This window comes from Blautia hansenii DSM 20583 (assembly GCF_002222595.2).
Classification (GTDB): Bacteria; Bacillota; Clostridia; order Lachnospirales; family Lachnospiraceae; genus Blautia; species Blautia hansenii.
In genome coordinates, this window is the sequence record NZ_CP022413.2 from 1,158,655 (window position 1) to 1,170,801 (window position 12,147).

9 protein-coding genes and 2 tRNA genes are annotated in these 12,147 nt (G+C 38.1%); 6 read left to right on the forward strand and 5 right to left on the reverse strand.

What is annotated here, in order from left to right:
* Position 1 precedes the first annotated feature (1 nt).
* The 3 genes from CGC63_RS05665 to CGC63_RS05675 form a co-directional block, all read right to left on the reverse strand.
* The gene (locus CGC63_RS05665) at positions 2–388 is read right to left on the reverse strand and encodes a BlaI/MecI/CopY family transcriptional regulator (RefSeq protein ID WP_004222714.1); all 387 of its coding nucleotides are present in this window, start codon (positions 386–388) and stop codon (positions 2–4) included.
* Between the two features lie 135 nt (positions 389–523).
* Positions 524–606, reverse strand: a tRNA-Leu gene (locus tag CGC63_RS05670).
* Positions 607–705: 99 nt separating this feature from the next.
* Positions 706–1,989, reverse strand: coding sequence for a diaminopimelate decarboxylase (locus CGC63_RS05675; RefSeq protein ID WP_004222713.1), 1,284 nt, complete (start codon positions 1,987–1,989; stop codon positions 706–708).
* Positions 1,990–2,155: 166 nt separating this feature from the next.
* On the opposite strand from CGC63_RS05675, the gene CGC63_RS05680 reads away from it, so the two are divergent.
* Positions 2,156–4,270, forward strand: a complete 2,115-nt coding sequence (locus CGC63_RS05680) for an MBL fold metallo-hydrolase (RefSeq protein WP_004222711.1) — start codon at positions 2,156–2,158, stop codon at positions 4,268–4,270.
* Between the two features lie 108 nt (positions 4,271–4,378).
* Here CGC63_RS05680 and CGC63_RS05685 read toward each other — a convergent pair whose 3' ends face one another.
* Together CGC63_RS05685 and CGC63_RS05690 are read right to left on the reverse strand one after the other, a co-directional pair.
* Positions 4,379–5,215, reverse strand: a complete 837-nt coding sequence (locus CGC63_RS05685) for a PHP domain-containing protein (protein ID WP_004222709.1) — start codon at positions 5,213–5,215, stop codon at positions 4,379–4,381.
* A gap of 112 nt (positions 5,216–5,327) precedes the next feature.
* Positions 5,328–5,399, reverse strand: a tRNA-Glu gene (locus CGC63_RS05690).
* 193 nt (positions 5,400–5,592) lie between these two features.
* Between CGC63_RS05690 and CGC63_RS05695 the strand changes: the two genes are divergently transcribed.
* The 5 genes from CGC63_RS05695 to CGC63_RS05715 all read left to right on the forward strand — a co-directional run bounded on the left by CGC63_RS05695 (position 5,593) and on the right by CGC63_RS05715 (position 12,146).
* A complete protein-coding gene (locus CGC63_RS05695; protein WP_004222707.1) occupies positions 5,593–6,138 on the forward strand; it encodes a phosphatase PAP2 family protein in 546 nt (181 codons plus the stop codon).
* Positions 6,139–6,181: 43 nt separating this feature from the next.
* Positions 6,182–8,104, forward strand: coding sequence for a DNA gyrase/topoisomerase IV subunit B (locus CGC63_RS05700; protein ID WP_004222705.1), 1,923 nt, complete (start codon positions 6,182–6,184; stop codon positions 8,102–8,104).
* A gap of 10 nt (positions 8,105–8,114) precedes the next feature.
* A complete protein-coding gene (locus tag CGC63_RS05705; RefSeq protein WP_004222703.1) occupies positions 8,115–10,361 on the forward strand; it encodes a DNA gyrase/topoisomerase IV subunit A in 2,247 nt (748 codons plus the stop codon).
* Between the two features lie 20 nt (positions 10,362–10,381).
* The gene (locus CGC63_RS05710) at positions 10,382–11,548 is read left to right on the forward strand and encodes a transglutaminase domain-containing protein (protein ID WP_040351264.1); all 1,167 of its coding nucleotides are present in this window, start codon (positions 10,382–10,384) and stop codon (positions 11,546–11,548) included.
* Between the two features lie 133 nt (positions 11,549–11,681).
* A complete protein-coding gene (locus CGC63_RS05715) occupies positions 11,682–12,146 on the forward strand; it encodes a ribosome maturation factor RimP (protein WP_004222698.1) in 465 nt (154 codons plus the stop codon).
* The last annotated feature ends 1 nt before the right edge of the window (position 12,147 follow it).

Here is a 12,147-nt window from a genome sequence, read left to right on the forward strand (position 1 = left end):
ATTATTTGCCTCCTTTTTCCTGTTTCTGTGAAAGGAGAGCACGAAGCGTATCCAATTCAGAGTCAGATAATTTATCACTTTCGATATAGGCAGATACCATGGCGGTAATATCTCCGTCATAATAGCGGTTTAGAAAAGAAGAGCTTTCCTGTCCGATGTATTCACTCTCTTTCACTGTGGGAGTATAGATAAACATACGGCTTTCTTTTTTATAAGTAAGGACACCTTTGGTTACAAGGCGCTTGATTAGAGTCTGAATGGTTTTGGGACTCCAGCTTGTAATGGGCAGTAATTTTTCTGTGATTTCCTTTGTGCTGATAGGTGCGTATTTCCATACGATTTTCATGATCTCAAATTCAGCTTCGGAAATTTGTGGAAGAGTTTTCATGATTAATCTCCTTTAAATCTTCTAATTGTAATATTTATATTACAGTTAGAAGGAGTAGGATTGCCAATTTTTCGCATAAAAGATAAAAAATGCTGAAACTTTTTGTTTGTTAAAGTTTCAGCATTAAACTAAGACTGCCGGCAGCGGGACTTGAACCCGCACGTGGTTGCCCACAACAGATTTTGAGTCTGCCTCGTCTGCCATTCCGACACGCCGGCATTTCCTTACGGAACATAAAATATATTATCATAGAAAAAAGAGAATTGCAAGCTTTTTTTGAAAATAATGTAAAAAACCTACAATTCCCCAATTTTTAGTTATTTGTTTTGTTTTTCTACTAATTTTTCATAAAAATCAAAACAATCAAAAGTTGCAAAATAATCTGACGGTTTTTCTGCACGGCGTATTAATTGAACACTTCCGTCTTCCTTTAAAAGTAATTCCGCTGATTTTAATTTTCCATTATAGTTATATCCCATGGCAAAACCGTGAGCGCCTGTATCGTGAATAACCAGAATATCGCCCTTTTGAATTTCCGGAAGCATTCTGTCAACAGCAAATTTATCATTGTTTTCACACAGTGAACCTGTAACATCATATTTGTGGTCTAAGGGCAGGTTTTCCTTTCCCATTACCGTAATATGGTGATAAGCTCCGTACATGGCAGGGCGCATAAGATTTACCGCACAGGCATCTAAGCCGATATAATCTTTATGGGTATGTTTTTCGTGGATTGCGGTTGTTACAAGACAGCCATAGGGTCCCATCATAAAACGTCCCAATTCGGAATAAATAGCAACATCACCCATACCCGCAGGAACAAGGACTTCATCGTAAACACGGTGAACACCTTCTCCGATGGCACGGATATCATTTGGCTCTTGGTCAGGGGTATATGGAATACCCACGCCGCCTGAAAGGTTAATAAAGCATATTTTGGCGCCTGTTTCTTTTTCAAGTCTCACTGCAAGCTCAAAAAGTTTTTTTGCCAGCATAGGGTAATATTCATTGGTGACGGTATTGCTTGCCAAAAAGGCATGTATTCCAAATTCTTTAGAGCCTTTTTCTTTTAAAATGCGGAAAGCATCAAAAATCTGTTCCTCTGTCATGCCGTATTTTGCGTCTCCCGGATTATCCATAATTCCGTTGCATACTTCAAAAATGCCGCCGGGATTAAAACGACAGCTAATTCTTTCAGGAATTTTTCCGATAGCTTTTTCTAAAAAATCAATGTGGGTAATATCGTCTAAATTAATGGTAGCTCCTAATTGAGCTGCGTATTGGAAGTCCTCTGTCGGTGTATCATTGGAGGAAAACATAATATCTTCTCCGACACAGCCAATGGCTTCTGACAGCATCAGTTCTGTATAAGATGAACAGTCACAGCCAAAACCATATTCTCTTAAAAGGTTGATTAAAAATGGATTGGCATTTGCTTTTACTGCAAAATATTCTTTAAATCCCTTGTTCCATGAAAAGGCTTCTTTCATAGCTTTTGCATTTTCCCGAATTCCTTTTTCGTCATAAAGATGAAATGGGGTGGGATATGTTTTTATGATTTCTTCAAGCTGCTCTTTTGTAACAAATGTCTTTTTCTCCATCCTTTTAACTCCTTTGTGCGTTTATAATTTTCGTTTGTGTAAACGAACATTTTTATTATACGAAAATCCTATAAGCTTTTCAAGTGGGATGTCAGAGGATTTTGTTTGACAAACAAAATATTAAAAAGTATTATTGATAATATCAAGTGAAACAATATAAACGGAGGTGATTTATATAAATTGTAAAGCAAGGAAAATAAAAAAAATAGTTGCAGCAGGAATTGCAACAGCATCTATATGGATGTTACCTTCCTCCACAGAAGCAGCGCCCCAAGAAACAAAAATTCATTTTATATCTTTGAACAGTGCAACAGATGCCATTTTGCTGGAGAGTAATGGGCATTATGGATTGGTGGACTTTGGTGAGGACTGGGATTATCCGGACGGAACAGACAGCAGATACCCTCTTAGAAGCGGAATTACCAAGGGAGTTGGATATGAACAGCAGGTTATTCATTATCTGAAAAGTCAAGGAGTAGAAAAACTGGATTTTTGTGTGGCAACACATTCTCATAGCGACCATATTGGAGGAGGGGATGAGATTCTAGATGCTTTTCCCACAGACAGGTTATATATTAATCGATATGATGACTCTTATATTGTAAAAGAAAATGAGTTTCATTTATGGGATAATCAGTATATATATGATGATATTATAGATGCGGCGAACAGAAACAATACGGAAATTATTACAGATTTGGATTTGGAGGAAAATACAGAATATCGTTCTTTTACTTTAGGGGATATGTCAATCGATTTGATGAACCTTCAACGCAGAAGGGATAAAAACAGGCAGATACTGCCTGTTGTAGATGAAAATGAGAATTGTATTGTTACAAAGATTACGGCATATGGAAGAACAGCGCTTCTGACAGCAGACATAGATCCAACAGAGGGAGATACGGGAAGACTTGCAAATCAGTTAATTGAAGAGTTGGGAGATTTGCCGCAATATCAGCCGGAAAACAGAGCAGAACCTGAATTGAAAGAAGAATATCCGAAGGAAAATTACAAGGCGGTAAGCGCAACAGTTTTTGACCTTCCTGAAAATCGTGTGGTGAAAGATACAGGAGTTTTCGAGAAAATTGATGAAACACAGATAAATACTGGAAAAAGAATTAGCATTGATTTAATGAAAATGGCGCATCATTCTAATGACTGGAATAATACGACCTATTTTTTGACATCTTTAAATCCCAAAGCTGTGGTAATAACAGGATATGAAACCTCTTTTACCGAAAGAGAACGGGATTGTCTTCCAAATTCAAAGGTGTATGCTACGGCTACGGACTCGGCAGCAGTAATATCAGAATTCCATGACTCAGGTATCAAAACCCGATATGTGAAATTATCACCGGAGTGGATGAAAATCGACGATGGCTGGTATTATTTTGATGAAAATGGAAGAACCTTTACAGATGAGAGCGTACACGAAATTGACGGGAAACCGTACTGCTTTGATGCAAAAGGAGCGGTTGAAAAAGAGAATCGATGGGTAAAGGTCAACGGAAAGTGGAAATACTGGCTTGTAACAGGAGAATTTCAAAAAGACAGCTGGTTAAAGCTGAATGATGTCTCTTACTATTTAGATGAACAGGGAAATGTGGTAATCGGTTGGAAACAAATAGATGATAGCTGGTACTATTTTAATGAAGATGGAACTATGGCAACAGACAGTTGGATAGGAGAGGATTATGTAGATGTGTCCGGTGCATGGAAACCTGAAATATTAAAAGAAAAATGGATGTCCTCAGGAGGAAAGTGGTGGTATCGCCATAGTGACGGAAGCTATACAACATCAAATTGGGAATGGATTAACGGAAAATGGTATTACTTTGATGCTTCGGGCTGGATGATGACAGGCTGGCAGAAAGTAGGAAATGAGTGGTATTATCTGTACAGTAACGGAGTTATGGCAGCGGACAGTTGGATTGGGGAGAATTATGTAGATGCAACCGGTATATGGAGACCGGAAATATTAAAAGAAAAATGGATATCCTCAGGAGAAAAATGGTGGTATCGCCATAGTGACGGAAGCTATACAGCGTTAAATTGGAAAAAGATAGATGGGAAATGGTATTACTTTGATGCTTCAGGCTGGATGGTGACAGGCTGGCAGAAAGTAGGAGATAACTGGTATTATCTGTACGATGATGGCGTTATGGCATCTGACACTTGGGTTGGAAATTATTATTTAAAATCTGATGGAACAATGGCTGTGTCGGAATGGGTTCAGGACGGCAAATATTATGTAGATGAAAATGGGCTTTGGGTAGCTTAAAACAGAGCTCATGAAAATAGAAGAGGCTGTCGCTTTAAGCATTATCCTCAAATGTATAAATATTCGGGATGTGACTTAATGCGATAGCCCTTTTTATTTGTGTAAAGACTATGCTCTCAACTGTTCGAGAATTTCATAAGGAATTTTTAAATTACCTTTTCCGCATCCCAAATCAATGTGAGGTTTGTTGTTTCCATGAAAATCACTGCCTCCGGATTGCTTTAGTCCATAACGTTTTGCTAGCTGTTTTGTAAATAATTCATCCGCCGGAGTATAAGAAACATATAGAGTTTCTATGCCGTCTAAGCCATTTTGGGATAATTCATTTACCAGACTTTCCAATCGGTCTTTTGACAATCTGGTAAGGATAGGATGGGCAAAAATTGCCTTTCCTCCGCCTTCATGAATGAGATGAATTGCCTGAAAAGGGGTGACCTTTTCTCTTGGGACATAACATTTGGCATGATTTCCCAGATAACGGTCAAAAGCTTCCTTCATAGAACCTACATAGTTGTGATCAAAAAGAAAACGAGCGAAATGAGCACGTGTCCAAACACTGTTTGGAAAATCCTCTTCCATAAGCTTGACCGTTATAGGAATTCCTTCTTTTTGAAGACGTGCTATCATTTTTTCGTTACGCAGCTCTCTTGAAGCTTGAAATTCAGAAAGAGTTTTTCTAAAATATGTATTTTTCCAGTCAATATCCAGACCTACAATATGAACATCCGTAGAATTCCATGTAGTAGACAGCTCAATGCCGGGAATTATTTCTAAATTACTTCCGTAAGCAGCTTTAAAAGCTTCTTCTAAACCGTCTGTTGTATCATGGTCTGTGAGAGCAAAAGCAGATAAGTTTTTTTCTATGGCATAATGTACTAATTCAGAGGGGGTAAAAGTTCCGTCAGAGACAGTAGAATGAACATGTAAATCAATGTATTTTTTCATAAGGTTCTCCTTTTTTGCAAGAATAGCAGAGTTGTATCGGAATTATTTTACAAAACAGATTGTCTTATAAAAAATAAAAAAAGAAATACCACATAGTATTTCTTTTGCAAAGCAGTTCGTACGGGAATCGAACCCGTGTTTCCGCCGTGAGAGGGCGGCGTCTTAACCGCTTGACCAACGAACCGTACTTACACATAATACCCTGTTAAATGGGAAATGTCAATAGTTTTTTTGAAAAAATATTAAAATAAATACTATTGACAATAGAACTTATGTTCGATAAAATATAGAAAAAGAAAAATTATTTGAAAATATCTTTAAAATGGGATATGATATAGAAGATTTTGCGTTAAAATAAAACAAGAGAGGAAATGTGTATGGAGTGGGAATTTGCAATTTTAGACATGCTGCAAAACATTCAAAATCCGGTGCTTACCAAAATCATGGCATTTATTACCATGTTAGGCGAAGCCGGATGGTTTTGGATTGTATTAGGAATTGTTTTGCTATGTACGAAGAAATATCGAAAATGCGGAGTGGCGGTTCTTTTCGCATTGATTTTAGACCTTATATTGGCGAATATAATTTTGAAACCTTTGGTAGCCAGACCGAGGCCATGTTGGATACGGGAAGATATTGAGCTTTTGGTGCGTGTGCCAAAGGATTATTCTTTTCCTTCCGGTCATACGATGGCATCTTTTGCTTCTGCGGGAGCATTGCTGCTTACAGAGAAAAAGTTTGGAATAGCAGCTTGTGTACTGGCGGCACTTATGGGGATTTCCAGATTGTACTTTTATGTACATTTTCCCACAGATGTTTTGGCAGGGACTGTTTTAGGAATTTTATGCGGAATTGCCGGTGTTTATTTGATGAAACGTATGCAGAATACAAGATTGGGAAGATTTTATTCCGATGGAAAATAAAATGGAAAATTGATGTAAGTTTAGTTAAGAGAGGTTTGTAGAAATGGCAAAGAAAAATACGTATGATGCCAGTAGCATTACGGTACTGGAAGGTCTGGAGGCAGTTCGGAAGCGTCCGGGTATGTATATAGGAAGTGTTTCAAGAAAAGGTTTAAATCATCTCATATATGAAATTGTGGATAATGCAGTAGATGAACATTTAGCAGGATATTGTAAAAATATTCGGGTTACATTGGAAAAGGACGGTTCTGCTACCATCGAAGATGATGGGAGAGGAATACCGGTAGGAATGCACGAAAAGGGAATGTCAGCAGAGCGCCTTGTTTTTACTACTTTGCATGCCGGAGGTAAGTTTGATGACTCTGTATATAAGACTAGCGGTGGACTTCATGGAGTAGGTTCTTCTGTTGTAAATGCTCTATCAGCGTTTTTGGACATAAAAGTCAGCACAGGCGGATATATTCACCATGACCATTACGAAAGAGGTATTCCGACTATTCCGTTGGAGGATGGACTCTTGCCCAAGCTGGGACGTACAAAGACCACAGGAACTTGTATCAATTTTTTGCCGGATGATGAAATTTTTGAGAAAACCCGATTTTCTTCCACGGAAGTAAAAAGCCGTCTGCATGAAACAGCATACTTAAATCCGGAGCTGACTATTCTTTTTCAGGATAACAGGGGCACAGAACCGGAAGAAATTGTTTTTCATGAACCGGATGGAATTGTAGGATTTATTAAGGATTTGAATAAAAAAAGTGAGTGTATCCATGAGCCTGTTTATTTTAAAGGCGAGAGCGACGGAATTACGGTAGAAGTGGCATTTCAGTATGTAAATGAGTTTCGGGAAAATGTACTGGGATTTTGCAATAATATTTATAACTCAGAAGGCGGAACGCATCTTACAGGCTTTAAAACTACCTTTACATCTGTTATGAATACTTATGCCAGAGAGCTTGGTATTTTAAAAGAGAAAGACAGTAATTTTACCGGAGCAGACGTGCGCAACGGCATGACTGCCGTAGTGTCCATTAAGCATCCGGCGCCCAGATTTGAGGGACAGACGAAAACAAAACTAGATAATCAGGACGCATCAAAGGCAACGGGTAAAGTTACAGGCGAGGAAATTGTATTATACTTTGACAGAAATCTGGATGTGTTGAAAAGTGTTCTTGCCTGTGCAGAGAAATCAGCTAAAATTCGCAAAACAGAAGAAAAGGCAAAGACAAACTTATTAACAAAGCAGAAATATTCCTTTGACTCCAATGGAAAGCTGTCAAATTGTGAAAAAAGAGATCCTTCTTTATGTGAGATTTTTATTGTGGAAGGAGACTCTGCGGGAGGAAGTGCGAAGAGTGCCAGAGACAGAAGCTTTCAGGCAATTCTTCCAATCAGAGGAAAAATTTTAAATGTGGAGAAAGCCACCATTGATAAGGTTCTTGCCAATGCAGAAATCAAAACAATGATTAATGCTTTTGGCTGTGGCTTTTCAGAAGGCTACGGAAATGATTTTGATATTACAAAGCTTCGTTATAACAAGATTATTATTATGGCAGATGCGGACGTGGACGGGGCACATATCTCCACCTTGCTTCTTACTTTGTTTTATCGGTTTATGCCGGAGTTGATTTATGAGGGACATGTATATATTGCCATGCCTCCATTGTATAAAGCAATGCCGACAAAAGGAAAAGAAGAATATCTTTATGATGATAAGGCGCTGGAAAAATACAGAAGAACTCATAAAGGTTCGTTTACTCTGCAAAGATATAAAGGTCTGGGTGAAATGGATGCACAGCAGCTTTGGGAAACAACGTTAAACCCTGAGACAAGAATGCTGCGTCTGGTAGAAATTGAAGATGCGAGAATGGCGTCAGAGGTAACGGAAATTCTTATGGGTACAGAAGTTCCGCCAAGAAAAGCGTTTATTTATGAGCATGCCAGAGATGCCCAATTAGATATATAGGAGGTTACAAATGGCTGACATACAGGAAAATATTATCAGAACCGAATATTCAGAAATTATGCAGAAGTCATATATTGATTATGCCATGAGTGTTATCATTGCCAGAGCGCTTCCTGATGTACGTGACGGATTAAAACCGGTACAGAGAAGAACGCTGTATGATATGTATGAATTGGGTATTCGATATGACAGACCTTATCGAAAATGTGCCCGTATTGTGGGAGATACCATGGGTAAATACCATCCCCATGGAGATAGCTCGATATATGAGGCGCTTGTGGTAATGGCGCAGGAATTTAAAAAAGGACTTCCTTTGGTAGACGGTCACGGGAATTTTGGTTCTATTGAGGGGGATGGGGCAGCTGCTATGCGATATACAGAAGCCCGTCTTCAGAAAATTACACAGGAAGTTTACTTGAGCGACATGGATAAACAGGTGGTGGATTTTCTGCCTAATTTTGATGAGACAGAAAAAGAACCGGAAGTTTTACCGGTAAAAATCCCAAATCTTCTTGTTAATGGGGCAGACGGAATTGCCGTAGGTATGGCAACCAGTATTCCTCCCCATAATTTGGGAGAAGTCATTGATGCAGTAATTGCATATATGAAAAATAATGAGATTACTGTTCGGGAATTAATGGAATATATCAAAGGACCGGACTTTCCAACAGGCGGCATTGTTGTCAATAAAGACGATTTACTTTCTATTTATGAAACAGGAACAGGTAAAATTAAAATCCGTGGAAAAGTAGAAGTAGAAAAAGGAAAAAACGGGAAATCGTTGTTGGTTATTACAGAAATTCCTTATACTATGATAGGGGCGAATATCGGAAAGTTTTTAAATGACGTAGCAGCTTTAAGCGAAAGCAAGAAAACAACGGATATTGTAGATATTGCAAATCAGTCCTCAAAAGAAGGTATCCGTATTGTTATTGAATTGAAAAAGGGAGCTGATGTAGAAAATCTGAAAAATATGCTCTACAAAAAGACACGTTTGGAAGATACGTTCGGTGTAAATATGCTGGCAGTGGCAGACGGTAAGCCGGAGACATTGAGCTTAAAGCAGATTATTGAGCATCATGTAGATTTTCAGTTTGATATTGCTACAAGAAAATATACCAGTCTTTTAGCAAAAGAAAGGGAAAATCAGGAAGTACAGGAAGGTCTTATAAAAGCCTGTGATGTTATAGATTTGATTATTGAAATCTTACGGGGAAGTAAAAGCAGAGAACAGGTGAAAAAATGTCTGATTTACGGTGAGACAGAAGGTATTCATTTCAAGACAAAAACCAGTGAACGTCAGGCGAAAAAGCTTCATTTTACAGAACGTCAGGCAACAGCAATTTTAGATATGCGTCTTTATAAGCTGATTGGATTGGAAATTGAAACACTTATGGCAGAGCATGAAGAAACCATGAAAAAAATTGCTTTGTATGAAGATATTTTGAATAATTATTCTTCTATGTCTAAGGTAATTATAAAAGAACTGCAAAAGGTAAAAAAAGAATACAGCAGAGTACGTCGTACAGTAGTAGAAAATGCTGCGGAAGCTGTTTATGAAGAAAAGAAAATAGAGGAAATGGAAGTTGTCTTTTTGATGGACCGTTTTGGCTATGCCAGAACAATAGACAAATCCACTTATGAGAGAAATAAAGAAACTGCTGACAGTGAGAATAAATATGTTCTTACTTGTATGAATACAGGTAAAATCTGCTTGTTTACAGATGCGGGAAGAATGTATACCATTAAGGTGCAGGAGCTGCCATTTGGAAAGTTCAGAGATAAAGGAATACCGGTAGATAATGTCAGCAATTATGACAGTGCAGCAGAGCAGATTGTTTTTGTGGGAAGTATGGCAGATATTATTCATACAACCCTTTGCTTTGTTACGGCAAAAGGTATGGTAAAATTAGTAGAAGGTAAAGAATTTGATGTTGCCAAAAGAACCATTTCTTCCACAAAGCTTGCAGAGGAAGACAGTATTGTTATGGTGCAGAATGCGGAAGCCATGGAACATTTGGTTTTACAGACAAAAGAAGGATATTTCCTGAAATTTTTGAAGGCAGAAATTCCATATAAGAAGAAAACAGCGCTGGGTGTTCGGGGAATAAAAATGAATGAGAGTGACTGTGTAGAGCATGCTTATATGCTGGAAAACCGTACCGAATATCCGATTTCTTATAAAGAGAAAACCTTGGTATTAAATAAATTAAAACTTGGAAAGCGTGACACAAAGGGGACAAAGACACGGGTATAAAACAGGAAAGAGGTGAATTATTGAAGAAAACAAGAAAAGCAAGAGTCTTTTTTCTGATATGTTGTTTACTTCTAAGCTTGTCCGGATGCTTGCCAAAAGCTGAAAAAGAAAGCGGTATAACGCAAAAACTGCCGGAAAGGCAGATTGCGGTCTCAGAAGAAGCGCTTTACTATGGATATCAAAGTTTGTCAAAAGAGGAACAAGAAGTTTACAGACAGATTGCAGAGGGCTTGGAGCAGCAGGAAGCAGAAATTAAAATTACATCTCTTTCGCAGGACAGACTTATAACCGTTTTTAATATGGTGATGATTGACCATCCCGAATACTTTTGGATAGAAGGTGAATTCCAATATACCACGGTAGAGGATTTGACTGAAAATACGAAAACTGTCACGCAGATTATGCCGGTATACACAGTAGAAAAAGAGCAGACAGAAGAACTGAAACAGGAGATTGAAAAGCAGGCAGAGGAATGGATTGCTGCAATCGATGTTTCCGCAGATACATATGAAAAAATAAAAAGCGTGTACGAGCTTTTAATTCGAGAAGTAGAATATGATGAGTCCAGCTCTTATAATCAGACAATTCAAAGTGTGTTTCTGGAAAAGAAAACCGTGTGCATGGGATATGCAAAAGCAACTCAATATTTATTAAATAAAATGGGTATTTTTTGCACATTGGTAACAGGCAATATCTTAGATGAAACTTCTTCCAGTCACGCATGGAATTTAGTTCAAATTGGTGAAAACTACTATTATGTAGATACTACTTGGGGGTCTCCCGGATATAATGCCAAAGGAGACAGAGAAGATGCCATTTCTTACAGTTATTTATGTTGCAGTGATAAGACCATTAGCGCTACACATAAAGCAAATGAAGATATCTTACTGCCATCCTGTACAGATGAAAGCTATCATTATTATAAAAGAAAAGGCTGCTGGTATGAGATTTATGACAAGGAGCGTATCTGCGAAGTCTTAAAAAGAGATATTGAAGCAAACAGTCAGAAGACAGAATTGTGCTTTCAGGAAGAAGCGGGATATCAGCAGGCTGTACAGGACATTGTGGAAGGAGATTTAATACAGGAAGTTATTCAAACGACCACGGTATTTTCTCCGGGAGAGCAAATTTCATGGCAAATTTCCTATGGGGGAAAGGATAATCTTCTGGTAATCCTGTGGAATTGAAAAAAGAACTTGCAAGTTTCTGGGAATAGTGTTATCCTAATAAAGAACTAGATAGTTATCAAAGCATAAGAGTGGACCAACGGTCCACTCTTATCGTTTGTATACCTAAGGAACGCAGGGAGAAGGTGAGAACATGAGTAAAAAAGAAATTTATGAGCAGAAAGCAGAAGCATTATTAGAGCCTATTGTAGCAGAACATGATTTTGAACTGGTAGATGTGGAATATGTAAAGGAAGGCAGCAATTTTTACCTGAGAGCTTATATTGACAAGCCGGAAGGAATTACCGTGGATGACTGCGAAGTTGTCAGCCGGACATTTTCTCAGAAGCTGGATGAAGAAGACTTTATTGATGAAGCTTATATTATGGAAGTAAGCTCTCCCGGTCTTGGAAGACCTTTAAAGAAAGAAAAGGATTATAAAAGGAGCATGGGTAAGGAACTGGAAATCAGAACTTATCGTGCAATCAATAAAGAGAAGGAATTTTACGGTATTTTAAAGGAATATAATGAACGCAGTGTGACGATTGACTGCGAGGGGACAGAAATGACTTTTCAGAAATCAGACATCGCCCTTATTCGTCTTGCATTTGATTTTTAAT

Excerpts from the sequence above, each read along its gene's own strand:
- CGC63_RS05695 (WP_004222707.1), top strand. The coding sequence starts at position 5,593 with ATGGAGTGGGAATTTGCAATTTTAGACATGCTGCAAAACATTCAAAAT.
- CGC63_RS05715 (WP_004222698.1), top strand. The coding sequence starts at position 11,682 with ATGAGTAAAAAAGAAATTTATGAGCAGAAAGCAGAAGCATTATTAGAG.
- CGC63_RS05700 (WP_004222705.1), top strand. The coding sequence starts at position 6,182 with ATGGCAAAGAAAAATACGTATGATGCCAGTAGCATTACGGTACTGGAA.
- CGC63_RS05705 (WP_004222703.1), top strand. The coding sequence starts at position 8,115 with ATGGCTGACATACAGGAAAATATTATCAGAACCGAATATTCAGAAATT.
- CGC63_RS05665 (WP_004222714.1), bottom strand. The coding sequence starts at position 388 with ATGAAAACTCTTCCACAAATTTCCGAAGCTGAATTTGAGATCATGAAA.
- CGC63_RS05685 (WP_004222709.1), bottom strand. The coding sequence starts at position 5,215 with ATGAAAAAATACATTGATTTACATGTTCATTCTACTGTCTCTGACGGA.
- CGC63_RS05675 (WP_004222713.1), bottom strand. The coding sequence starts at position 1,989 with ATGGAGAAAAAGACATTTGTTACAAAAGAGCAGCTTGAAGAAATCATA.